At 67.5% G+C, this 23,011-nt stretch carries 19 protein-coding genes; 7 read left to right on the top strand and 12 right to left on the bottom strand.

Features of this window, described 5'->3' with window-relative positions:
• The first annotated feature begins 72 nt into the window (after positions 1-72).
• Both AC5RVS_RS15375 and AC5RVS_RS15370 read left to right on the top strand, forming a co-directional pair.
• The gene (locus AC5RVS_RS15375; protein WP_494108782.1) at positions 73-747 is read left to right on the top strand and encodes an IMPACT family protein; all 675 of its coding nucleotides are present in this window, start codon (positions 73-75) and stop codon (positions 745-747) included.
• Positions 740-1,945, top strand: a complete 1,206-nt coding sequence (locus AC5RVS_RS15370) for a class I SAM-dependent methyltransferase (protein WP_494108781.1) — start codon at positions 740-742, stop codon at positions 1,943-1,945. Before AC5RVS_RS15375 ends, AC5RVS_RS15370 begins: the two co-directional genes overlap by 8 nt.
• Before the next feature lie 88 nt (positions 1,946-2,033).
• On the opposite strand, the gene AC5RVS_RS15365 is transcribed toward AC5RVS_RS15370, so the two are convergent.
• From AC5RVS_RS15365 to polA, 4 genes are all read right to left on the bottom strand, one after another.
• Positions 2,034-2,342: a PRC-barrel domain-containing protein gene (locus AC5RVS_RS15365; RefSeq protein ID WP_494108780.1), complete on the bottom strand. Its 309-nt coding sequence runs from the start codon at positions 2,340-2,342 to the stop codon at positions 2,034-2,036.
• Positions 2,343-2,582: 240 nt separating this feature from the next.
• Complete coding sequence (rpsA, locus tag AC5RVS_RS15360) at positions 2,583-4,055, bottom strand: 30S ribosomal protein S1 (RefSeq protein WP_494108779.1); 1,473 nt, start codon at positions 4,053-4,055, stop codon at positions 2,583-2,585.
• A gap of 288 nt (positions 4,056-4,343) precedes the next feature.
• Positions 4,344-5,654 (bottom strand): GNAT family N-acetyltransferase, encoded by a 1,311-nt coding sequence (locus AC5RVS_RS15355; RefSeq protein WP_494108778.1) that lies wholly within the window; start codon positions 5,652-5,654, stop codon positions 4,344-4,346.
• Positions 5,655-5,764: 110 nt separating this feature from the next.
• Positions 5,765-8,539: a DNA polymerase I gene (gene polA, locus AC5RVS_RS15350; protein ID WP_494108777.1), complete on the bottom strand. Its 2,775-nt coding sequence runs from the start codon at positions 8,537-8,539 to the stop codon at positions 5,765-5,767.
• Between polA and AC5RVS_RS15345 the strand changes: the two genes are divergently transcribed.
• Entirely contained in the window at positions 8,538-9,047 is a 510-nt protein-coding gene (locus AC5RVS_RS15345) for a hotdog fold thioesterase (protein WP_493987337.1), read from the top strand. The two genes, polA and AC5RVS_RS15345, sit on opposite strands and share 2 nt — an antisense overlap.
• 141 nt (positions 9,048-9,188) lie before the next feature.
• Here AC5RVS_RS15345 and AC5RVS_RS15340 read toward each other — a convergent pair whose 3' ends face one another.
• Entirely contained in the window at positions 9,189-11,003 is a 1,815-nt protein-coding gene (locus AC5RVS_RS15340) for an HNH endonuclease (RefSeq protein ID WP_494108776.1), read from the bottom strand.
• Positions 11,004-11,650: 647 nt separating this feature from the next.
• Complete coding sequence (locus AC5RVS_RS15335; protein ID WP_494108775.1) at positions 11,651-12,199, bottom strand: dihydrofolate reductase family protein; 549 nt, start codon at positions 12,197-12,199, stop codon at positions 11,651-11,653.
• Positions 12,200-12,407: 208 nt separating this feature from the next.
• Between AC5RVS_RS15335 and AC5RVS_RS15330 the strand changes: the two genes are divergently transcribed.
• On the top strand, positions 12,408-12,767 hold the full coding sequence (locus AC5RVS_RS15330) for a nuclear transport factor 2 family protein (RefSeq protein WP_494108774.1): 360 nt from the start codon (positions 12,408-12,410) through the stop codon (positions 12,765-12,767).
• A gap of 64 nt (positions 12,768-12,831) precedes the next feature.
• Positions 12,832-13,452, top strand: coding sequence for an L-threonylcarbamoyladenylate synthase (locus tag AC5RVS_RS15325; protein ID WP_494108773.1), 621 nt, complete (start codon positions 12,832-12,834; stop codon positions 13,450-13,452).
• A 102-nt stretch (positions 13,453-13,554) separates the two neighbouring features.
• Here AC5RVS_RS15325 and ligD read toward each other — a convergent pair whose 3' ends face one another.
• A complete protein-coding gene (ligD, locus tag AC5RVS_RS15320) occupies positions 13,555-14,577 on the bottom strand; it encodes a non-homologous end-joining DNA ligase (RefSeq protein WP_494108772.1) in 1,023 nt (340 codons plus the stop codon).
• A 51-nt stretch (positions 14,578-14,628) separates the two neighbouring features.
• On the opposite strand from ligD, the gene AC5RVS_RS15315 reads away from it, so the two are divergent.
• Positions 14,629-15,303 carry an alpha/beta hydrolase family protein gene (locus AC5RVS_RS15315; RefSeq protein WP_494108771.1) on the top strand — a complete coding sequence of 225 codons (675 nt, stop codon included), beginning with the start codon at positions 14,629-14,631 and terminating at the stop codon, positions 15,301-15,303.
• 78 nt (positions 15,304-15,381) lie between these two features.
• Here the strand turns inward: AC5RVS_RS15315 and AC5RVS_RS15310 are convergent, their stop codons facing one another.
• Positions 15,382-15,813 (bottom strand): YybH family protein, encoded by a 432-nt coding sequence (locus AC5RVS_RS15310; protein WP_494108770.1) that lies wholly within the window; start codon positions 15,811-15,813, stop codon positions 15,382-15,384.
• Between the two features lie 212 nt (positions 15,814-16,025).
• Here AC5RVS_RS15310 and AC5RVS_RS15305 point away from each other — a divergent pair, with 212 nt between their 5' ends.
• Complete coding sequence (locus tag AC5RVS_RS15305) at positions 16,026-16,478, top strand: SRPBCC family protein (RefSeq protein ID WP_494108769.1); 453 nt, start codon at positions 16,026-16,028, stop codon at positions 16,476-16,478.
• Between the two features lie 76 nt (positions 16,479-16,554).
• Here AC5RVS_RS15305 and AC5RVS_RS15300 read toward each other — a convergent pair whose 3' ends face one another.
• From AC5RVS_RS15300 to AC5RVS_RS15285, 4 genes are all read right to left on the bottom strand, one after another.
• Positions 16,555-18,732, bottom strand: coding sequence for an elongation factor G-like protein EF-G2 (locus AC5RVS_RS15300; RefSeq protein ID WP_494108768.1), 2,178 nt, complete (start codon positions 18,730-18,732; stop codon positions 16,555-16,557).
• A gap of 192 nt (positions 18,733-18,924) precedes the next feature.
• Positions 18,925-19,476, bottom strand: a complete 552-nt coding sequence (locus AC5RVS_RS15295; RefSeq protein WP_494108767.1) for an HtaA domain-containing protein — start codon at positions 19,474-19,476, stop codon at positions 18,925-18,927.
• Between the two features lie 10 nt (positions 19,477-19,486).
• Positions 19,487-21,730, bottom strand: coding sequence for a cytochrome P450 (locus AC5RVS_RS15290; RefSeq protein ID WP_494108766.1), 2,244 nt, complete (start codon positions 21,728-21,730; stop codon positions 19,487-19,489).
• A gap of 15 nt (positions 21,731-21,745) precedes the next feature.
• On the bottom strand, positions 21,746-22,903 hold the full coding sequence (locus tag AC5RVS_RS15285) for a serine hydrolase domain-containing protein (RefSeq protein WP_494108765.1): 1,158 nt from the start codon (positions 22,901-22,903) through the stop codon (positions 21,746-21,748).
• Positions 22,904-23,011 lie beyond the last annotated feature (108 nt).

Here is a 23,011-nt window from a genome sequence, read left to right as displayed (position 1 = left end):
CCGGGCGGCCCGTGCTGACCTGCATATCCGCGGGAGCCGGCCACCACGGGCGGGCGCACTAGGCTGGATCCTATGGTTTCCCCGTCCCCCAGCAGCAGCTACACCACCGTCGCCGGCGAGCACCGGCATGAGATCGAGATCAAACGCTCGCGGTTCATCACGGTGCTGCGACGGTCGGAGACGGAGGAAGAGGCCCGCGGCCTTGTCGCGGAGCTGCGCCGCGAATTCCACGACGCCCGACACCACTGCAGTGCCTTCCTGCTGGGCCCGGACCGGGGCGTCCAGCGCTCGAACGACGACGGCGAGCCCGCCGGTACTGCCGGGGTCCCCATGCTGGAGGCCCTGCTCAAACGCGAGACGGTGCCCGGGGTGACAGACCTCAGCGACGTCGCGGCCGTCGTCGTACGCTATTTCGGGGGAATCCTGCTGGGAGCCGGAGGACTGGTGCGGGCTTATTCGGAGTCGGTGTCGCAGGCCGTGGCGACCGCGCCGCTGGTCCGGCGGCGCCGGATGCGCCTGTTCGCGGTGCCGGCCGCGCATGCCGACGCCGGACGCCTGGAAAATGAGCTGCGAGCCGCGGGCACCGTGGTGCTTGGCAGTGAGTACGGAGCCGACGGCGTCCGGATCAACCTGGCAATGGACGACCAGCCGGCAGTCATCTCGCGCTTTGGGGAGCAGCTCGCCGCGCTGACGTCGGGTGGCCCGGGCGCGGAACCGCTCGGCACGGAATGGGTGGACCTTGACTGAGCATCACGAAAGTGCGCCCAAAGCGCCGAACGCAGCGGGCTCCGGGCGGGAGGCGCCGCCCCCCGGTCCGCAGCGGCCCGAGTTCGACTTTTCCGCGCTCCGGCGCTGGCCGGATGTGGAGGCGGACAACCTCTTCGCCTACGACGCGGCGGACAGGTTGTTGCTGGACACCGCCGCGCCGCTGCTGGACGGCGTGGACGGCAGCCACATCACGGTGGTCAACGACCACTACGGGGCGCTGACGCTGCCCCTCGCGGCAGCCGGCAAGCACGGCATGCGCGTGGTCCAGGACCCGCTCAGTTCCGAGCGGGCCCTGGCCAACAATGCCTCGCGGATGGGACTGACCGGCTACCGGAATTTCCTGCTGGAACCGGCGGCGTTCGACGGCGCACGGCTCGTGTTGCTCCAGCTGCCCCGCGCGCTCGATGCGCTGGAGGAGGTTGCCGGCTGCATCGCGGCGGCCGCCTCGCCGGGTGTCACGGTGCTGGCCGGCGGCCGCGTGAAGCACATGACCACGGCGATGAACTCCGTGCTCGGCGCCTCCTTCTCCTCCGTGACTGCGGGGCTGGCGCGGCAGAAAGCGCGCGTGCTCACGGCCACCGGTCCGCGGCCGGCGTCGGGCGGGCGCTTTCCCCTGGCGGAAGAGCACGACGTCGGCCTGCCCGTTCCATTGCGGCTGCTTGCCTTCGGCGGCACCTTCGGCGGGCCCAAGCTGGATCCCGGGACCAGGTTCCTGCTGCCCTTGTTGGCGGGCGCCCGGCAGTCGGACCGCGCCGTCGACCTCGGCTGCGGCAACGGTTCCATCGCCGCCTATCTGGCCCTTGCACGCCCGGGGATGCAGGTACTGGCAACCGACCAGTCGGCCTCCGCCGTCGCGTCGGCACGTGCCACGGCGGACGCCAACGGCGTAGCGGACCGCGTGCAGGTCCGCCGGGACGATGGGTTGTCCTCGCTGCCGGCGGCATCCGAGCAGCTGGTGGTGCTCAACCCGCCGTTCCACATCGGCAACGCGGTGCACGCGGGCATCGCGTTGAAGCTCTTCGCCGACGCCGGGCGGGTGCTGGGACCGGCCGGGGAGCTGTGGACGGTCTGGAACAGCCACCTGGCCTACAAGCCGGCGCTGAACCGGCTGGTGGGTCCCACCCGGCAGGTGGCGAGGAACTCCAAGTTCACGGTCACCGTCAGTACCCTGCCCTGAGGAGCAGCTCACGGGCGTCAGCACCCTGCCCTAAGGAGCAGTTCAAGGGTGGCAGGCCTCCGCTGCCGTGTCCCGGGCAAGGGCGGCTCTAGGTGCCGTAGTACCTGCGCAACTCGGCCTCTTCCTCCGGAGTGAGGCTGTCGGACGCTTCCGGCGAGGGCGAGTCCTTAATGGTGTCGTGGCTGTAGGCGACGTAGACGTCGCGCGAATTGATGCGGGCTCCGGCAATCGGCACGAACTTCTCGCGGCTGTCGGCCAGGCCCAGGCCTACGGTGAGCCAGGTGATGGTTCCGGTAACCGGATCCTGATGGACCTGCCCCACGGCGCCCAGTTTTTGCTGCTCGTTGTCCCACACTGTGGATTGCTGCAAGGCGTGAATGTCGACTTGATCTGCCATGTTCTCTCCGTTCCGGCCAACGGCCTGCGTGGGTGTGCGTACGTTCCTCACCCTAAATCCCGCGCCTGCGCCCGGCAAGGACCGCAGCGGCCCCGGACCGGGCGTCGGCCGCGCAGCGACGGGCGTTCCGGCGATCCGGCGATCCGGAAACGCGCCGGACACAGCGGAACCCCCGCACCCTAACGGTGCGGGGGTTCCTCAGTCAGTGATGCCGGGTTGCCCCGGCGCTGAATGCCGTTGTTACTGGCCGGTCAGCTTCTCGCGCAGTGCAGCCAGGGCTTCGTCGGAAGCCAAGGTGCCGCCGCTGGAGGCCGGAGCCGCCGGGGCGTCGGAGGAGTAGCTGGTCGGTGCGGCCTCGGACTCGCTCGGAGCCTCGGCTTCCTCTGCCATGGAAGCAGCAACCTGCTTCTTGTGGGCTTCCCAGCGCGACTGGGCATCGGCGTACTGCTGCTCCCACGCGGCGCGCTGCGCCTCGTAGCCTTCGAGCCACTCGTTGGTCTCCGGATCGAAGCCCTCGGGGTACTTGTAGTTGCCCTGCTCGTCGTACTCGGCAGCCATGCCGTACAGGGCCGGGTCGAACTCGGAGCCCTCAGGATCGACGCCCTCGTTGGCCTGCTTCAGGGACAGCGAGATGCGGCGGCGCTCCAGGTCGATGTCGATGACCTTGACGAAGACCTCGTCGTTGACGGAGACAACCTGCTCGGCCAGCTCCACGTGGCGCACGGCCAGCTCGGAGATGTGGACCAGGCCCTCGATGCCGTCTTCGACGCGGACGAACGCACCGAACGGAACCAGCTTGGTGACCTTGCCCGGGACGATCTGGCCCAGGGCATGGGTGCGGGCGAAGGTCTGCCACGGGTCTTCCTGGGTGGCCTTCAGGGACAGGGACACGCGCTCGCGGTCCAGGTCCACCTCGAGTACCTCGACGGTGACTTCCTGGCCAACCTCGACAACCTCGGACGGGTGGTCGATGTGCTTCCAGGACAGCTCGGAGACGTGCACCAGGCCGTCGACGCCGCCCAGGTCCACGAAGGCACCGAAGTTGACGATCGAGGAGACGACGCCCGGACGGACCTGGCCCTTCTCCAGCTTGTTGAGGAAGGTGGAGCGGACCTCGGACTGGGTCTGCTCAAGCCATGCACGGCGGGACAGCACAACGTTGTTGCGGTTCTTGTCCAGCTCGATGATCTTCGCTTCGATCTGCTGGCCGATGTACGGAGCCAGGTCGCGCACACGGCGCATCTCGACGAGGGAGGCGGGCAGGAAGCCGCGCAGGCCGATGTCGAGGATCAGGCCACCCTTAACAACCTCGATGACGGTGCCGGTAACAACGCCGTCCTCTTCCTTGACCTTCTCGATGTCGCCCCAGGCGCGCTCGTACTGAGCACGCTTCTTGGACAGGATCAGGCGGCCTTCCTTGTCTTCCTTGGTCAGCACCAGGGCTTCGACCTCGTCACCAACGGCGACAACGTCGCCCGGGTCGACGTCGTGCTTGATGGAAAGCTCGCGGGAGGGGATGACACCTTCGGTCTTGTAACCGATGTCGAGCAGGACTTCGTCGCGGTCAACCTTGACGACAGTGCCTTCGACCAGATCGCCATCATTGAAGTACTTGATGGTCGCGTCGACGGCTGCGAGGAAGTCTTCAGCGGTACCGATGTCGTTGATGGCGACCTGCGGGGTACCGGGCTTCTCGGTGGAGGTGATGGTCATGTAGTAGGGGCTCCGATGTGGATAGTTTTCTGAGTTCCGCTGCTGCCCTGCTTCCCGAGGCACAGCAGCATGGAACCGCTGCTGCACAAGGGATGCATTGCCGTTTACGGAAACGGACTGATGTGTTTTGGTGAAGCTCATGAAGCCTGCCCTTCGCCGAAGGGCTCTCCATACGCATTACGCGCCCAATAAGTCTAACTGGTCGCGCCAATCCCGGCAAAGCGACCCGCCTTGTCGAGGCGCAGGGTTACGGCGAAGCGGCGCCTCGACGGCGCTCCCCCGGTAGGGTCAGAAATGCGTGATGCAGTACGGCGGGGTGTCCGATGCGAACAGGCGGTCCATGCCGGCGACTGCTTCCGCTGAGGCACCGGAGAAGTGGCCGCCCGCGGCCAGGGTCCGTGCCTGGACTCCGCCCAGATAGAGCGAACCGAGCGAATCCACGGGCACTACGGCGTCGACGTCGGCATCCTCCGGCAGCACGTCAACCGCTCCCCGGCCGTCCTCGACGGTCAGCCGGTAGACGCCGCCGCAGATATCCAGCGGATCGGTGATCCGCAGGGTGCACGAGCCGTCGTGCAGGTACGGCCTGGCTTGGAGGGCCGCCACCGGGTCCAGCACGCGCAGCCACAACACATCTTCGACCGCCGCCACCTCGTAGCCGCGGCTGTCCGCCAGTCCCCACGCCAGCGGATCCTCCACCGGCCCGAGCGGGAACTTGATCCGTTCAACCAGGTCCAGCGACCCCAGGTAACGCCACAACTCCAGGTACGCATCCTGCCCGGCGGCAACCAGGTCAACCACCTTCACGGTGTAGGGCTTGCTGTCCCAGCCGGCAAAGCGATAGCTGACATAGCCGTCCGGCCGGCCCTCGCCGTCGTAATGGACAGCCGCTCGCAGCGACTTGTCTTCGGACGCGTTGTCCTGGCTCCAGCGACCCGAGACGCGCAAGGCGTAACTGGCCTGGCGTCCGATCGAGCCCAGGGTCCGGGCGTGGAACCCGTTGAATATTTCCGGCGCCAAGTTCTGGAGCGAAGCCGGGTCGGCCAACTCCATGGTCCCGGTGGCCGCGGCACGCAGCCCGAACCGCTCGCGGGCATCAATTTCCACTTCGCGAATGAACGTTGCGGCGCCAAAACCGAAGCGGCCGTAGATGGTGGCCTCGGAAGCGGTGAGCGCCGCCATCGCGAGTCCGCGGCCGGCGGCCTGCTTCAGGTCGTCGGTGATCATCCGCCGCAGCAGCCCGCGGCGCCGGTGCGTCGCCCGGACCGTCACCGCGGTGATCAGGTGGGTGTCCAGCAGCCGCCCGCCGCCCACGTTGAGGGTGTTGACCATGGTGGCGTAGGTAGCGACGGGCACTTCGGAGTCCCACACGCCCGGGCGCTGCGTGTCGTCGTAGGCGCCCCAGAGAATCCGCTGGTCCGTGCCGTAGGTCCTGGTGTAGGCAGCGACGTCGGAGGCATCCGGCTTGCCGTCGTGGAACCCGAACTTGACCGCTTCGAACCAGCCGAGGGTCCTGGCGTCCGGCTTGTCGCCGTCGAGCCCGGCTGCAAACCGGTCGATGCGGATGTCTTGGCGGGTTTCCTGTGTGTGGGTGGTCACGGTCTTCGAGCCTAGCGGCACCTCCCCCGGTCCGCCAGAGGAAGCCGCAGGCAGCGCACAGAACCGTCACCGCCTCTGCGCGCCCGCGACGCCGCGGCCAGGCGACCGGACTAGTGTCCGGCTTCCTGCCAGTTGGCGCCCACCCCCACCGACACGTCCAGCGGCACGGTCAGTTCCGCGGCGCCGCCCATCTGGGCCCGCACCAGCCGCTCCACCTGTTCCCGCTCCCCCGCCGCTACTTCGAGCACGAGTTCGTCATGGACCTGCAGCAGCATCCGCGACTTCAGTCCCTGGTGGCGCAACTCCTCCGAGACACCGAGCATGGCCTTCTTGATGATGTCCGCGGCCGAACCCTGGATGGGCGCGTTGAGGGCCGCACGCTCCGACATCTCGCGCAGCTGGCGGTTATCGCTGGCCAGGTCCGGCAGGTAGCGGCGGCGGCCTTCAATCGTCGAGGTGAACCCGTCCACCCTGGCCTTGTCCACCACTCCGCGCAGGTAGTCGCGGACAGCACCGAACCGGGAGAAGTATTCCTTCATCAGCGTCCGGGCCTCATCCACGGAGATGTTCAACTGCTTGGACAGGCCGAAGGAGCTCAGCCCGTACACCAGGCCGTAGGACATGGCCTTGACCTTGGCGCGCATCTCGCTGGTGACATCCTCCGGGGCGACCCCGAAGATGTGCGAACCGACGAACCGGTGCAGGTCCTCGCCCGCCCGGAACGCCTGGATCAGGCCTTCGTCTCCGGACAGGTGTGCCATGATCCGCATTTCGATCTGTGAGTAGTCGGCGGTTAGCAGCAGCTCGTAGCCCTCGCCGACGACGAACGCCTCGCGGATGCGGCGGCCCGCCTCCGACCGGACGGGGATGTTCTGCAGGTTCGGGTTGATGGAGGAAAGCCGGCCGGTGGCGGCGACGGTCTGCGCGTAGGTGGTATGGATCCGTCCATCATCCGCCACGGTCTTGCGCAGGCCTTCCACCGTTTGCCGCAGCTTTGAAGCATCGCGATAGGCCAGCAGCTGGACCAAAAATTCGTTGCCCGTCTTGGCGAACAGGTCGTTGAGCGCATCGGCGTCGGTCGAATAACCGGTTTTGATCTTCTTGGTCTTCGGCAGCCCCAGCTCCTCGAACAGCACCGCCTGCAGCTGCTTCGGAGAGCCTAGGTTGATTTCCTTGCCGATGATGCCGAAGGCCGCCGAGCTGGCCGCGTCGATGGTCACCGTGAAGTCGTCCACCAGCCGGTCCAGCGCGCCGGCGTCCACGGCAATGCCGTCCAGTTCCATCCGCGCCAGTACCAGCGACAGGGGCAGGTCAAGCCCGCCCAGCAGCTGGTTGGCGCCACGATCCACCAGTTGTCCGGCGAAGTGTTCGCTCAGCTGCAGCGCGGCGAACGCCTGCACCACGGCCGGTCCGGCCTTGTCATCCTCGGACAGGCCGAGCTCCAGCTGCCCGTTCGCCGCGGCTTCGGGGGCCGCCACGGACATCTTCAAGTGGTACTGGGCCAGGTCCGCCAGTTCGTAGCTGCGCCGGTCAGGCTGGATGAGATAAGCCGAAATGGCGGTGTCGTCGACTACGCCCAGCAGCTCGAACCCGCGCCGCGAGAGTACCTTGTAGGCGTACTTGAAGTCGTGGACGATCTTCGGTGCGTCCAGGTCGGACAGCCAGTGTGCCAGCAGCTGCTCGGCGTCGGCGTCCAAGGCAGTCAGCGGCACGTAGGCCGCCTGTGCGTGGGCCACCAGGGCCAGCCCGACGGCGTCGTCCCCGCCTTCCGCCGTTTCGGCCACCAACTGCAGGGCGACGTTGTGCTGGTTGGTCTCCTCCAGCCATTCCTTCAGGGCAGCCGCATCGGTGACCACCGCGTGGGCGGGGGCATTGACCTCCGTCTCGCGGACGGCGTCCTCCTCACCGAAGAGGTCGAAGAGTCGCTTGCGCAGGGTGTTGAACTGCAGCGCATCGAAGAGTTCCTCGATGGCGGCCCGGTCGGGGTGCTGCAGCACCATGTGCTCCAGCTTTACCGGAAGGTCCAGATCCCGCAGCAGATGGTTCAGCCGGCGGTTGCGCTTGACTAAATCGACATTGGCCCGAAGCGCCTCGCCGACCTTTCCGCCGATCGAATCCAGGTTCTCCAAGATGCCCTCTACGCCGCCGTAGAGGTTGATCCACTTGGCAGCGGTCTTTGGGCCAACGCCCGGAACGCCGGGAAGGTTGTCCGCCGTTTCACCGACCAGCGCCGCGAGATCCGAATACCGTTCCGGCCGGACGAAATACTTGGCTTCCACCGCGTCGCCGTCCATGGGCGGGATGTCGCTGATGCCCTTCTTCGGGTACAGCACGGTGACTTTGTCCGTGATGAGCTGGAACGCGTCACGGTCTCCGGAGACCACAAGGACCTCCCAGCCGGCTTCCTCGGCCCGGGCACTGAGTGTGGCGATGACGTCGTCGGCCTCGTATCCGTCCAGGGTGACGGTGGGGATCTGCATCGCCTCCATCACCTTGACGATCAGGTCCACCTGGCCGTGGAATTCCTCGGGCGTCTTGTTACGGCCCCCCTTGTACTCGGAATACTCCACGGTGCGGAAGGTGGGGGTGTCCAGGTCAAACGCCACGGCGATATGGGTCGGTTCGCGCTGCTCGATCATCTTGATCAGCATGGAAGTGAAACCGTAAACAGCATTCGTGTGCTGGCCGGTATCCGTGGAAAAGTTCTCCACCGGCAGGGCGTAGAACGCGCGGAACGCCATCGAATGGCCATCGATCAGCAGCAGGCGCTTCGGCCCCGAAGCTTCGCTCTCCGGGCCGGCAACGGGGGCTCCCTCTGCCTCCACTATCGCGGTCACTGCTTCCGGTTTGTTAGTTTCACTCACACCTGCCAGCCTAGTTCCCATGAGCGACAAATTCACACCCGGCGACAGTGCTGCGGGACACTCGCAGGGCTCGCCCCCGGCCTCGGCCGCGGCCACGATCGCCGAACTGGTCGACGCCGGTGTCCCGGAACACTTGCACCGGTGGCTGATACACACCGGTGTGGGAGCGCTCGTGGTGAAGATGGGCATCGTTTTCAGCGAGATGACGCCGCAGCGCATGGTCGCAACCATGCCGGTGGACGGTAATACCCAAGTGGCGGGCATTCTGCATGGCGGCGCGCATGTGGTGCTGGCCGAAACGCTGGGTTCCTTCGCAGCGACTCTGCACGCGGGCGCCGGCCGCCACGCCGTCGGCATCGAAGTTGGCGCCAGTCATCACCGTTCGGTCTCCTCGGGACATGTCACCGGCACCGCGACGGCGATCCAGCTGGGCCGTTCGCTGACCGTGCACGAAGTCGTGATGACCGATGACGACGGGCGGCGCCTCTCCACGGCGCGGATCACCAATCTGATACGCGACAACGGGTAGGTAGTCTTCTAGGCCTCGGCCCGCAGTAAAGGTTAGCTCGGCGCACTGTACGGATCGGCCAAGTGCCGCTCGCCATGCGCTGTGTAGTGCCACGCCACTCCCCTTGCGCTAGTTAGTGCCACTGCCCCTTGTGCTGGAAATCTAGGCGGCGGACCGAGCGAGCTTGTTCCTCGGGACCCTTACTACTGCCCAACCGCCGGCAGTGCACGCGCCCAGCCGGGCGCCGTCGTCGGCGTCGCCATCACTGTTCGTTCTGCCAGCGGCCAAAGCGCGGCGAATGATGTCCGCGCTCGACAGGGTTGCCTCAACCGTCTCGAATGCCGGGATCCTTGTGGCTGCCGGCCCGGTCCTGGCCTTCTCCGACCCTAACGCCCCGGGCGGCGGCGTGCCTGGTAGCGGTGGTGGTGTGGAGGTGTAGGTGTGTCCGGTGGGGGTGGTGGTTTCGACCGTGTGGTGTGGTCCTTGGAGGGGGCGGCTGGACCAGCCTTCGGCTTCCTTCGATTGGTTGCATTGTTCGCAGAGTCCGTGGCCGTTGGCCATGGTGGTTTTGCCGTCTCTTGACCAGGGCACGATGTGGTCGATGTGCCGGATCGGGGCGTCGCACCAGGGCCTGCCGCAGACGGCGTCGCGGGCTTGGATCATCCGGCGCATTCCGTCGGGGAACTTTCGGGCGGCCGAGTCCATCCCCAGCAGCTGTCCGGTCCCGGGGGCGGTGTAGAGGCGGCGGACCCAGATGTCCTCCACGGTGCCTTGTTTCAGCACTTTGGTGCGTTGGGCCTGCTCGCGGGCGGTCTTCCAGCCCGGCTCGGTCCCGGCCGGCGGCGCTTTCTGCCCCATCCCGCCCGGCGGGCTGCAGGCGCCATAGGGCGGAGGGCTGCCACCGTTTGGTCCTGCCGCGGTGAGCCCGCTGTCCTCGCGACCCGCGCCGGCAGCGGTGCGGCCGGGCGGGCTGGCTTCGGTGTTGGCTTCGGGTGTGTGTGCCGTTGCCGGCGGTTGGTGCGGCAGGCCGGTGAGGTTGCGGGGGTAGTGGGCCGGGACGATGCCGTAGCCGGTCAGCCAGGCCGGTTCGGCCTCGCCCTGGAGCAGAGTGCGGTCGGTCATCACCAGCTGGATTTCCAGCCGGGCCGGGTCGGCGGTGCTGCGGCCGGTGACGCGTTCGAACACGGTGTCGGCCATCATCTGGCCGCGGGACCGGGGGTCGCCGTTGTTGCGCAGCCGGTCCGCTTCCCGGTGCAGGGCGGCCATGACCGCCACCCCCTGGACCACCGGCAGCAGGGTCCGGACCGAGACCATGGTGTCCGGCTCCGGCCGGGAGGAAACGTGCCGGTCCGCTTCGGCCTTCGCCGCCCGGTCCACCACCGAGCGGGGCTCCAGCCGGTAGGCGAGGCGTTTGGCTTCGGCCCGCAGTGCCCTGTTCCCGAGACCGTGCAGCCGGTCCCGGTTGCCGGCCAGTTCCCGGTCCACCCGGGCCCGGTGCTCCGGGGTCAGGCAACCGGTTTCCTGGGCCACGATCTCGGCCCGGTATTCGTTCAGGTGCCCCGCGGCCAGGGCGGCCAGGGTGTGCGGCATCTGCCCGACCAGGGTCCGGGACAGGGTCAGCAGGACCGCGGCCCGGTGCGGGGACTCGCGGCGGGCCAACCCGATCTGGGCGGCCACACCGGCGCCCTGCCGGTCTTTGGGGATCCCGGCGGCGGCACGGCGGGCACGCACGGATTTCTCCAGCGCGACCTGGACCCTGGCCTGCGCCGCCGCGGCGGCAGCCTTCAGGCCTTCCAACGCCGTGAGCTCTTCCACCAGTTCCGGGTCCGGCGCGTCCAGATCGATGCCCTCCAAGGCAGCGGCGGCGGCGCGAACGGCGGCAGACCCGACCGGACCCGCGGCCGGCCCGGCGTCCTGCCCCGAAGCGCTGCCGGCAGCCGGTGCTGCGGCGGGCAGCGCCGTGGCAGGCGACGCCACCGCGGGAGGTTCGGATACTGCCGGATCAAACATCTCAGCGTCTCAATCTTCAGCATGCGTACTGCATGGCCTCGACTACGAGCGGTCACGAACCCTGAACGGATCCGCGGACGCCACCGGCAAATCCACACCCGGCGGCCAACGTTGGTGCTGAACTGCTAGTGAAAACAGACTATGCGCCGCCACTGACAGTTTCGGAGGATGCAGCCACCACTTCGGAGGGCGCAGCAACCGCCACCGACTGCAGCACGACAGCCGGTGGAGTGGCCGTGTCCGAAGGCGGCCTGTAGTTTCCGCAGCAGGACCTTGTAAGCAAGACCACCACCAAGCGGACCATGCAGGAGGACGGTCTGCCGTGCCGCGCAAACAGCACCGCACAGAGGGGTCAGCGAAGCGGACACCACGGGCGGGGACGACCACCAAGCGGGCCATGCAGGAGGACCAGTCTCCCCCGGGCGCGCAAACAGTACTGCACGATTGGGCGCACCGGACCAGTCTGCCGGGCCATAAAAGCCGGACCGCGGTCACGCAGGAGGAGGATTGGTCCGGGGCCACGTAGTCCGACGGGTGCAGACGGGCCCACGCAGGAGGACGGCACGGGGTAACGCGTTGGCGTGAGGCTACACCAGCACCGGAGTGGCGTGAGGCTAGACCGGCACCGGCGTAAGGTCGTAATGCATCTCCACCAAGTCGCCCAAGGTGCGGCTGCCACGAAGCCGGGCAGGCGCCGTCGTGCTGGGAACCGGTAGCAGCGGTTGTCCGCCGCCCAGCACTACCGGCACCAACGTCAGGATGAGTTCGTCCAGCAGGCCGGCCGACGCGTACTGTGCTGCAAGTTGCCCGCCGCCGACCAGCCACACGTCTTTTTCGCCGGCGTCGGCGCAGATGTCATCGTGGAAGATACCCACATCGCCTCGCACAAACGTGATGTCCGCGCCGGGAATGCCTGGCAGTTCGTGATGCGTGAAGACCCAGGTGGGTGTTGAGCCGTAAGGCCATTCCTCCGGCGCCTCCTCCAGCACGAACTTGTACGTTTCGGAGCCCATGACGATGGACCCTATGCGCTGCATGAAGGTTCCGAAGCTGTCCTGGACGCCGGCGGCGTCATTGAACTGCGTGAGCCAGTCGAGTTTGTTGCTGCGGTCGGCAATATACCCATCCACCGAGCTGCCGACGTAGTAGATAGTCCGGGCCATGGGGCCCATGCTAGCCAGCGGGCCGGACCAGTGGAAGCTTGGCGCGCGTCCCGCGAGAAATGCGGGGGTTGTCGGTCCGCAGCTGCCGCAGTACATGCCGTGGCTGTGAGTCCGCAGCTGCCGCAGGACATGCGGGGGTTGTGAGTCCGCAGCTGCCGCAGGACATGCGGGGGTTGTCGGTCCGCAGCTGCCGCAGTACAACGGTGGGATGGATGCGCAGACTTCGGCGTGGATCACGGCCTACCGGCAGGCGTGGGAAACCAATGACCCGGATCAGATCGGAGCCTTGTTCACCGACGACGCCGAGTACCGGCCGGAGCCTTGGACGGAACCCTGGCGTGGCCGGGACAGCATTGTCCGGCAGTGGCTGGCCCGCAAGGATGAGCCCGGCGCCGCGACATTCGAGTGGCACGAAGTCGCGGTGACCGACCACGTCTCCGTGGTGGAGGGAACGACCGCCTACCGGGACGGACGCACATACAGCAACCTGTGGCTGATCCGGTTGAACGGCGAGGGCCGGGCAACCCACTTCACCGAGTGGTGGATGGACCATTCGGTCGCTTCCTGACCCCACGAGGGCACAGGATGCGCCGCTCCTGCATCAACCGTGCCCTGAGTCGTAAGCTCAGGGAATGGCGAGATACTTCGACGTCCACCCCCAGGATCCCCAGCCGCGATCGATCGGCCAGATTGTGGACCTTGTCCGGTCCGACGCGCTGATCGTGTACCCGACCGACTCTTGTTATGCCTTCGGTGCGCAACTGGGCAACAAGGACGCGTTGGAACGGATCCGGACCATTCGCCGGCTCGACAACAAGCACCACTTCACCCTGGTCTGCAAGGACTTTGCCCAGCTGGGCCAATTCGTGCACGTCGACAACAACGTCTTCCGCGCCATCAAGGCCGTGACGCCGGGAAGCTACACATTCATACTGCCGGCCACCGCGGAGGTTCCCCGCCGGCTGCTGCATCCGAAGAAAAAGACCGTGGGCGTTCGCATTCCGGCGAACAACGTCGCGCAGGCACTTCTTGCGGAGCTGGGCGAGCCGCTGCTCTCCAGCACACTGCTGTTGCCGGACGAGGAGGAGCCGCTGACCGAGGGCTGGGAGATCAAGGACCGGCTCGACCATGTGGTGGACGCCGTTGTGGATGGCGGCGACTGCGGGTCCGAGCCGTCCACCGTCGTCGACTTTTCAAGCGGCACGGCCGAGGTAGTCCGTTACGGGGCCGGCGACCCGTCCCGGTTCGAATAGGGCCAATCCGACCGGCGGACCCGCCTGGCCGGCGCCCATCCGGCTGCCGGCCCGCCCCGCCCGGGGCGGCGCCGAGGGCGGGACGCGCCCGGTTCCGCGCGGTCAGTCCTTCTTGCGTGCCCGGCTGGGCTGCACCCGCGGCGGCTCGCCCGGCATCTTCGGATAGTCGGGCGGGAAGGGCATCTCCCCCAGACCCGCCTCGAGGTCGCGTTCCCACCACTCGAGCAGGACGTCGATCTTGCCCGGCTCATCGTGCATGCGCGCCCACGGGTCGCCGGTCGTCTTCAACCTGTCCGGAACCGTGGCGATCGTGAAGTTCTTCGGGTCGGCCGTCTCGAGTTCGTCCCATTCGATCGGACAGGACACCGCCGCGTTAGGCAGGGCCCGCGGGCTGTAGGCACCCGCCATGGTCCGGTCGCGGTTGGCCTGGTTGAAGTCCACGAAGATCCGTTCCCCGCGCTCTTCCTTCCACCAGGAGGTCGTCACCTGTTGGGGCATCCGCCGCTCGATCTCCCGCGCCGCGGCGATGACGGCATGGCGTACGTCCAGGAATTCGTGCGTCGGCTCGATCGGCGCGAACATGTGCAGCCCGCGGTTTCCGGAGGTTTTGATGAACGCTTTGAGTCCGGCCTCGGCCAGCACCGACCTCAGTTCGATCGCCACCGGGATGGCGTCGTCGAACGAGGTCCCCGGCTGCGGATCCAAGTCGATGCGCAGCTGGTCCGGGTTGTCGGAGTTCCCCGCGCGCGAAGGCCACGGGTGAAACACCACGGTGTTCATCTGCACCGCCCACACCGCCGCGGCCGGCTCGTCGAGGACCAGTTGCGGGTGCGAACGGGCGCTCGGATAAACCACCATCACCGACCGCACGAAGTCGGGCGCGCCCTTGGGCGGATTCTTGGAGAAGAATTGCTCGCCGTCGATCCCGTTGGAGAACCGTTGCAGCGACACCGGCCGGTCGCCGTTGGCGCGGACGAACGCCTCGCCCACCTCCGCGATGTAACGCGCCAGATCCAGTTTGGTGATCCCCAGCTCGGGCCACATCACCCGGCTCGGACTGGAAATGCGTACCTCGCGCTCGCCGTGCGGTCCGTCGACCGTCAACGTTGTCTGTTCGCTGGCCATGGGAACACCTAAACACACCCACGTCGCTTCTGGCGAGGGCATGATGGGAGCATGCCTATCACCGAGACCCCCGTGACCATCGACGTCGGCGACACCACCGTCTCCGGTGTCTACGCCCGTCCCGGGTCCCCCTTCGCATCGCTGGTGGTGGCCCACGGGGCCGGCGCGGGCATGGACCACCCGTTCCTGTCGGGTTTCACCCGCGCTTTGAACGACGACGGCGTGGCCACCTTGCGCTTCAACTTCCCCTACCGGGAGGCCGGCAGGAAGTTTCCGGACCGCCCGCCGGCTGCCATTGTGGCGTGGCGTTCGGTCATGCGGGAGGCGGCAGCACGGTCCGAAGGTGAACCGCTGTGGGCGGCCGGCAAATCCTTCGGCGGCCGCATGGCGTCGATGGCCGTGGCGGAGGGAATGCCGGCCGCCGGCCTCGTGTACCTGGGCTATCCGCTGCACCCGCCGGGGAAGCCGGAAAAGCTGCGCGACGAGCACCTGTATGGCCTCACCCTGCCCATGCTGTTCCTGCAGGGCACCCGCGATACCTTCGCCACCCGGGAACTGCTCGAGTCCGTCGTCGAACGCACCGGCCCGAACGCCGTGCTCGCCTGGCAGGAAGGCGGCGACCATTCCTTCGACGTTAAGGGCCGGAAACGAGGGGCGGCGGAAATCGGGGCCTCGCTCGCCGGCCCTGCCGCCGAATTCCTCCACTCGAGGGTCGGCGGCGCTTGACCGCCGGGCCGGCTGCCGACCAGTGCCCGGCGATGGAGTCGATGGTCGGCGGCGCTTGATCCCCCGGCTGGCTGCCGGCTACTGCTCGACGATCGAGTCGATGGGCCGTGGGGAAGTGATGGGATCGGCGTGACGGTGGATGATCTTCCAGGTGCCGTCCTCCAGCCGGAATATCGTCGTGACGCGCAGCGAGATCGGGGAGGCCGCGTCGGACACGTTGACCTTCACCCGGGTCCGCTCTATTTCTACGATGTAGCCCAGGTCTGTCCCGACGTACGTGGAAATACGCTCAAACCGGATCGGCTCGCCCTCGCTGAAATGCGATACCGCGCGGTCCATGGCCGCCTCGACCTCCTCCCAGCCACGGGCGGGCGGGCCGAGCGGATTGGCAAGCGTGACCTCTTCCTGCCTCGAAAACAGTTCCTTCACCGAAGCGGGGTTTCCCTGGACGAACGCGTCCAGGGCGCTGTGATAACGCTCGGCAACAAGGTCAAGATCGGGCCCTGGCATGTTTCCTCCAGACGCTGCTCCCGCCGCAGCCGTACCGGCGGCCGGGGCGCGAATACAGCCATGCTCCCACCGGCATCCGGGGATGTCCACGACCGGTGTTGGCTCCGGTGCAGGGCCTCCTACCCGTGGGCCGGGCCGCGGGACTACGATGGCAGGCCAAGGGCCCGGACGCCCCCCAACTGGCGGGTCCGTGCCGGAAGGGGCTGCTTCCGATGAACGAGCGTCCTGGCGGTCTCGTGCTGGAGCTGGAGATGGTCCTGGCCGCGCCGTGCGAACTGGTGTTCCGGATGCTGACGGAGGCGGTCGAGTTGGCCAAATGGTGGGGCCCGGAAGGTTTCACAACACCCGAGGTCATGCTCGACGCAAGGTCAGGCGGCACCTACCGGCTGACCATGAAACCGCCCGACGGCCCGCCCTTCCACCTCGCCGGCGAGTATCTCGAGGTCGTCCCGCCGCGCCGCCTCGCCTACACCTTCCGGTGGGAGGAGCCCGTGCCCGATGACCGCGAAACCATCGTCACGCTGTCCCTTGAACCCATGAAAGGCCGCACACGGCTTGCCCTCTCCCAGGGCGCGTTCGCTACGGAGGAACGCCTCGGCCTTCACCGGGCCGGCTGGACGGACGCCTTGCGGAAACTCGCCCGCGTTCTCCACGCCGGCGGGTGACCCGGTCCGTCCCGGCCGGCAGCCTCGTTGCCCGACCCCGGTCGGCCGGTGACCCGGTCCGTCCCGACCGACATCCTCACCGTTGCCCCACCCCGGTCGACGCTGTCGAAGGCACCGGGTCGTGCCGCAGGTAGGCGCGCCGGAAGCGTCCGGTGCCGCCGGTCAGGGCACGCAGGTCGATGGCGTAGCGCAGCAATTCCTGATCCGGGACTTCGGCGCTGATCTCGGTGAGGTCCCCGCCGGCTGAATCCGATCCGGTCAGGCGTCCGCGCCGCGCGGACAGGTCGCTCATCACCGTTCCCACATAGTCGTCGGGAACTGTGATCGTCACGGCGGAGACCGGCTCGAGCAACTGGATGCGCGCCGCAGCAGCGGCTTCCCGCAAGGCCAGGGCACCTGCGGACTGGAAGGCCGCGTCGGAGGAATCGACGCTGTGGGTCTTGCCGCCGACCAGTGTCACGCGGATGTCGACGACGGGGAACCCGGCGGAGACGCCTTTCTCCATCTGCGCCCGGACACCTTTCTCGACGGACGCAATGTAAGGGCCCGGGATGACACCGCCGACGATCTTGTCCACGAATTCAAACCCGGCGCCGCGCGGGAGCGGTTCGACTTCGATCTCGCAGATGGCGAATTGGCCGTGCCCGCCGGACTGTTTGACGTAGCGTCCGCGTCCGGCGGCCGCTGCCGCGAACGTTTCGCGCAGGGGCGTGACGACGTCGACCGTCTGCACGTTCACGCCCTGCCCGCGTAGCCGGTCGAGCACCACCTCGGCGTGCGATTCGCCCATGCACCACAGGATGAGTTGGTGCGTCTCCGCATGCCGCTCCACCCGCAGGGTCGGGTCGCCCGCGGCCACCTTGGCCAGGCTCTTGGCCAAAGCGGCCTCATCGTTGCGCGTTGCGGCCTCCACCGCGACAGGCAACAGGGGTTCCGGCATCTCCCACGGTTGGATGAGCATCGGCTGCTCCCTCGACGACACCGTGTCGCCGGTCTCGGCGGTGCCGATCTTCGTCAGCGCGCAGATGTCGCCGGCGATGCAATAGGACACCGACCGCAAGGTCGAGGCGAGCGGGGCGTGCAGGTGCGTGACCCGTTCATCGCTGTCGTGGTCGGCATGGCCCCGGTCGGCAAGTCCGTGTCCGGACACGTGGATGGCGGAGTCATCCCGCAAGGTGCCCGAGAAAACCCGCACCAGGGAGACCCGGCCCAGGAACGGATCCGTGGTCGTGCGGATCACTTCGCCGGCGAGCGGTCCGTCGGGATCACAGCGCAGCGGGGTGCTCCGCGAGCCGTAGAGTCCCGCCGCCGCCGGCAACGGGCGCTCGCGTGGGGACGGGAATGCCCGCTTGATCATGTCCAGCAGCTCCGTGATGCCCAGCCCCGTTTCCGACGAGGTGGCCAGCACCGGGTAGAAGGATCCGCGCGCCACGGCGGTCTCCAGGTCGGAGAAAAGAACGTCGAGGCCGATGTCCTCGCCGCCGAGATAGCGGTCCATCAGGGACTCGTCCTCGCTCTCGGCAATGATGCCTTCGATCAGGGCGCTGCGCGCCTCCTCGGCACCCTCCAGTTCCCCGGCATCCGCGGGGCGGAAGGCGGGGTGGCGTTCCCCGCCGCTGTAGTCCGATACGGTGCCGGAGAGCAGTCCGTGTAACCCCGTCAGCTCCGCCCCGTTGCGCACCGGCAGGTACAGCGGCTGCACCGAATCGCCGAAGGCGCGGCGGCAGCCGGCCAGCGCCGCGTCGAAGTCGGCCCGCGGGTGGTCCAGCCGGCTGATGGTCACCGCCCTCGGCAGCCCGACGCTCTGGCATTCGCCCCACAGCGCGGTGGTGGCGGCATCGATCCCCTCCACGGCGGACACCACGAACAGGGCCGCATCGGCGGCGCGAAGACCGGCACGCAGTTCGCCCGTGAAGTCCGAATAGCCCGGCGTGTCCAGGAGGTTGATCTTGACGTCGTCGTACATAAAGGGAAGGACGGAGAGCACGACGGACCGCTGCTGGTGGATCTCCGAGGGATCCGAGTCGCTGACGGTGGTGCCGTCGACGATTGAACCCATCCGGTTCGTGGCTCCTGCCGCCGCCAGCATGGCCTCCGCGAGCATCGTCTTCCCGGCACCGGAGTGGCCCACCAGCACCACGTTGCGGATTTGCTCCGGCCGGGACGCCGTTGCCGCGGCAGAGACCTCCGCCCGCCGTAGATCGGCGCTCCGGCCAGAACCCTTCGCCAATCCATTGGCCGATTTCCCCGACATGAGCGCCTCCTGGCGTCGTAGGCATCGTCGTCCTGCGCACTCACCTGCTCTTAACAGATTCGACACCCGGAAGGGGCGCAGCGGCAAGGGCGTGGTCGTATCCCCGCAAACAAAAGCCCGCTTCCCCGCTCACCGCGCATCGCGGGCCAAACGTCCCCGCCGATTGGGCGCAGGCTGACTCCGCGCGTGCGGTCAGTCGGTTGGACACCGGCTGTCCGGCCACTGGAACACCGCGGCCACGGGGTCCATCTGTTCGCCGGGCCGATACTGCTCGTTGAACAGAACGGATCCCTCCGGCGTCAGCCGGGCCGGTGTCTCCGGCAGGAGGTGGCAGGCGCCGCCCGCAACAAGCCGTGCCGAGGGCAACTGCAGCAGCGGCACGCGATTGCTCAGGTCCGGCCAGTGCCGCACGTCCACGATGCTCATCACCGACGAGTCGTTGTCGAATTCAATCCACGGGTCGGCAATCAGGACGGAGAGCATGCCGTAGTGCCCGCGCAACTGAACCTGGCCCCGAAACCTGAGGACTCCCGACGTCGTCAGCGGACCGTACTCCCCGCCGTCGGGCTCGAAGCGGAAGAAGCTGCCGTCCACAATCGCTGCCCCGTCCCGGGCGGTGACTGATCCGTCCGGCAGACGGGAGATGTAGTTAATGAAACTGCGTTTGATGCCCCAGGTCAGGCCTGCGGGCGGGGAGTCCCCGCCCGCAGGCTGCTGTGCCGTGGGCTCCGGTGCGGAGTCCATAGGTCCCTTCCTACAGGGCCAGCTTGAGCGGGCAGCCGCCCTGGGAGCGCGAAACGCAGATGAACATGCTGTCGCAGCTGACCTTTTCTTCGTCGGTCAGGATGGAGTCCCTGTGGTCCACGGCTCCGGCTACCACCGGGGTTTCGCACGTGCCGCAGGTGCCTTCGTTGCAGGAGGACAGCGCCGGCAGGCCCGCTTCCTCGGCCACCTCGAGGATGGACTTGTCCGCCGGAATGGTCAGCGTGACGCCGCTGTCCACGAATTCGACTTCGAAGGCCACATCGCCACTGGAATCAATCTCCTTGGGCACAAACCGCTCCACGTGCAGGCTGCCCGAGGGCCAGTGCGCCGAGGCCCCCTCCACCACGTTGAGCAGCGGCTCCGGCCCGCAGCAGTAGATCAGGGTCTCCGGCTTGATGTCCTGCAGGTAGGCGGCGAAGTCCACCCGGCCGTCGGTATCCTCCGGGACAATGCGGACCCGGTTCCCGAACTGTTCGAGCTCGCCCAGGAACGCCATGGTGGCCCGTGACCGGCCGCCGTAGACCAGGGTCCAGTCCGCGCCCGCACGTTCGGCCTGGTTCACCATGGCCAGGATTGGTGTGATGCCGATGCCGCCGGCAATGAAGACGTATTTCTTGGAGGGCTGGAGCACAAAGTTGTTGCGCGGCTGGCTCACGGTCAGGGTGCCGCCGGCCCGCACGGTCTCGTGGATGGCCCGTGAGCCCCCGCGTCCGTTCGGCTCGTTCAGCACGCCGATGCGCCAGCTGTCCTGGCTGCCGCCGGGAGTGCACAGCGAGTATTGCCGGACGTAGTCCCCAACATGCACGTCGATGTGCGCGCCCGGGTGCCATTCCGGCAGCCGTGCTCCGGCCGGGTCCACGAGGGTCAGCGAAAGCACGCCGTCGGATTCCTGCCGGCACTCGCTGACCCGCAGCTCGAGGGTTGCGGTGGGATCTTCCGGGAGCTCGACAGCATGCCGCGGCGCATTGGCGGCAACATCCCACTCCACGTCGAGGCTGCGCCGGACCGGCAGCAGCGCCATGCGGATGAAGTCCAGGCCCCAGTCCTTCGCCGGGCGCAGGCTGGGCAGCCGCTCGAAGAGCACCTTCAGGCCGGTGGCTCCCTGCACCCGGGCCAACGGCTGGCCCAGGCAGGTGTGGCGGCCCTTGGTGAAGGCCAGATGGTCGCGCGGGTCTTCGCGGTGGATGTCGAACTCGAACGGCTTTTCGTAGTATTCGGGATCGGTGTTGGCGCTGGCCAGCGCCAGCCAGATCATGTCACCGGCCTTGATGTCCGCGCCGCCGATGGTCACATCCACGTTGGCGCGGCGCGACGCGAAGGTCGACGACGGGCGGCGGCGCACGGTCTCGTCGAAGACGGCCTGCCACAGGGCCGGATCGGCCTTGGCGTCGGCGAGGGCGGCCGGGGTGTCATTGAGGAAGATGACCGCATTGGCCATCGCCTGGGCGGTGGTGTCGGTACCGGCCGCAGAGAACTCGCCCAAGTGCAGTGCGATCTGCGCCTCGGAGAGCGAATAGTTGCCCTGGCGGTCCTTGTCGCGGGCCATCACGGAGATCAGGTCATCCGCTTCGCTCTCGCGGCGGTCGCGGACAATCCCGCGCAGCACCAGCTGGGCGGCAACGTAGCGGTCCCAGACCTCCGTGCGGCGCGGTTCCGGCAGCGGCTCCTGCGCGCTGGCGAGGACCTGGAAGAAGTCGTCGCGCAGCTGGCGCATCATGGGCTCCAGCGCGGCGGGCAGGTCCATCAGCGCCATCAGCGTCTGGGTCGTCAGCTCGAGGTTGTAGGCGTCCATCAGGTTCGCGGCGCCGTCCGCCTCGATCCGGTCGATGATCCGGTGCGCGCGCTCTTCGATCTGCGGCTGGAGCGCCTCCATCCGGGCCTGCAGGAAGCCCTTCTGCGCCACTCGGCGGGCGATCGTGTGGCCCTGCGGGTCGGAGCCGACCAGGATTCGGGAGATCAGCTCAGCCGGCATGGTCTCCGCGTGCTTCTCCGGCACCGTGATCAGTCCGGCGTTGCTGGCGCTGGAGAACTTCTGCCAGTCCGGCAGGATCATCTCAGCGTCAGCTCGGCGGGTGACCATCCAGGCGTTGAGGTAGGGGTAGAAGAAGGTGGGAGTGCCTTCGCGGACGTCGGCGAAGTGCCGCGCCGGATCGCGGTAGTAGTCGTCGCCCATCGCGTCGAACTCCGGGGCGAGCGGCCCGCGTTCCCGCAGGCGGGTGGTTTCTGTGCTCATTGGCGGATATTCCAATCAGAGGGCCGCGGAGGCGGCGATGGTGGAGAGTTTTTGGAAGCGCAGCACGTTGTCGCCTTCGTCCATGACGCCGGCGGTGAGGCAGACGAAGGTCATGTCCCGCTCAGGGTCGATCCAGAACAGCGTGGATCCGGCGCCGTAGTTGCCATGCGTGCGCGGGCTGGTGAAGGGACCGAAGAAGGAGGCATGGGTGCCGGTGCCGCTGAGCGAGAAGCCCAGGCCGAAGTTGCCCATGGGCTCTTCCCAGCCACGGGCGCGGGCGATCATCGCGTACAGGTCATTGGTCATCTCGCCGGTCTGCAAGGTGGTCGCAACATCCAACACCGCCGGGGCGATCAGCTGCCGCCCGGCGAACTCGCCCTTGCGGCGGATCATTTCCGCGAACGTGAAGACGTCGGCGGCGGTGCTGACGGAGCCCACCCACGGCATCTCCGCATCCTGGTCCACTGCCTCGTTGAGGATTTCCACGTCCCGCGCGGAAAGCCATCCGTCGTCCGGGATGTAGGCCTTGAGCGGGACAATGCGGTCCTTCCACTCATCCAGCGGGCCGAACCGTGTGTCCGTCAGGCCCAGCGGACCGAACAGGTTCTTCTCGGCCAGATCGCGGAACGAGTCCGCACCGTAGACCCGGCGGAGCATCTCGCCCATCAGCGCGTGGTTGATGGCCGGAGAGTAGGTCAGGTTGCTGCCAGGCTCGTGGATGACGTCCAGATTGCAAATCGCCTCGATGGTGTTGGCCAGATTGCCCAGCTGCTCGGTGGGCAGCGGCTCCGGGGTGGCCGGCAGGCCCGAGCGGTGCGTCAGCAGGTGTGAGAGGTTGACCTTGTCCTTGCGCAGCATGCGGAAGCGCGAGGGGCCGAAGAATTCCGGGATCACGTCGACAACGCGGGTGCTCAGCGCCAGCTTGCCCTCGCCGATGGCCTGGTAGACCAGCGCATTGGTAAACGCCTTGGTCAGGGACAGGACGCGGAAGATGCTGTCCGCTCTCATTTCGCGGTTAGCGGCCCGATCCGCCCAGCCGATGGTGGCGTCCAGGGCCACGTCGCCATGGCGTGCCAGAATAATGCGGGCGCCGTCATAGTCGCCGGCGCTGATGTCGTTGCGGATGGTGGACTCGAGCAGCTCAAGGGCTTCTGGATTCAGTCCGTGGGTCATGGTCAAACTCCTGCAGTTTGTTGGTTTTCTGCGGTGGCACAAAGGCCGGAAAGACAAAACCGGGGGACGACGGCGGCAGCCGTCCGCCGTCGTACGTTGCGGTAGTGC

The sequence above is a fragment of the Arthrobacter sp. Y3221048 genome (assembly GCF_059092685.1).
Note: the sequence above shows the minus strand (reverse complement) of the source record. Positions and strands in the feature narration are given on the sequence as shown.

Excerpts from the sequence above, each read along its gene's own strand:
- AC5RVS_RS15330 (WP_494108774.1), top strand. The coding sequence starts at position 12,408 with ATGGATGCGCAGACTTCGGCGTGGATCACGGCCTACCGGCAGGCGTGG.
- AC5RVS_RS15285 (WP_494108765.1), bottom strand. The coding sequence starts at position 22,903 with ATGACCCACGGACTGAATCCAGAAGCCCTTGAGCTGCTCGAGTCCACC.
- ligD (WP_494108772.1), bottom strand. The coding sequence starts at position 14,577 with ATGGCCAGCGAACAGACAACGTTGACGGTCGACGGACCGCACGGCGAG.
- AC5RVS_RS15300 (WP_494108768.1), bottom strand. The coding sequence starts at position 18,732 with ATGTCGGGGAAATCGGCCAATGGATTGGCGAAGGGTTCTGGCCGGAGC.
- AC5RVS_RS15315 (WP_494108771.1), top strand. The coding sequence starts at position 14,629 with ATGCCTATCACCGAGACCCCCGTGACCATCGACGTCGGCGACACCACC.
- polA (WP_494108777.1), bottom strand. The coding sequence starts at position 8,539 with ATGGGAACTAGGCTGGCAGGTGTGAGTGAAACTAACAAACCGGAAGCA.
- AC5RVS_RS15290 (WP_494108766.1), bottom strand. The coding sequence starts at position 21,730 with ATGAGCACAGAAACCACCCGCCTGCGGGAACGCGGGCCGCTCGCCCCG.
- AC5RVS_RS15335 (WP_494108775.1), bottom strand. The coding sequence starts at position 12,199 with ATGGCCCGGACTATCTACTACGTCGGCAGCTCGGTGGATGGGTATATT.
- AC5RVS_RS15310 (WP_494108770.1), bottom strand. The coding sequence starts at position 15,813 with ATGCCAGGGCCCGATCTTGACCTTGTTGCCGAGCGTTATCACAGCGCC.
- AC5RVS_RS15375 (WP_494108782.1), top strand. The coding sequence starts at position 73 with ATGGTTTCCCCGTCCCCCAGCAGCAGCTACACCACCGTCGCCGGCGAG.
- AC5RVS_RS15325 (WP_494108773.1), top strand. The coding sequence starts at position 12,832 with ATGGCGAGATACTTCGACGTCCACCCCCAGGATCCCCAGCCGCGATCG.
- AC5RVS_RS15365 (WP_494108780.1), bottom strand. The coding sequence starts at position 2,342 with ATGGCAGATCAAGTCGACATTCACGCCTTGCAGCAATCCACAGTGTGG.
- rpsA (WP_494108779.1), bottom strand. The coding sequence starts at position 4,055 with ATGACCATCACCTCCACCGAGAAGCCCGGTACCCCGCAGGTCGCCATC.
- AC5RVS_RS15295 (WP_494108767.1), bottom strand. The coding sequence starts at position 19,476 with ATGGACTCCGCACCGGAGCCCACGGCACAGCAGCCTGCGGGCGGGGAC.
- AC5RVS_RS15305 (WP_494108769.1), top strand. The coding sequence starts at position 16,026 with ATGAACGAGCGTCCTGGCGGTCTCGTGCTGGAGCTGGAGATGGTCCTG.
- AC5RVS_RS15345 (WP_493987337.1), top strand. The coding sequence starts at position 8,538 with ATGAGCGACAAATTCACACCCGGCGACAGTGCTGCGGGACACTCGCAG.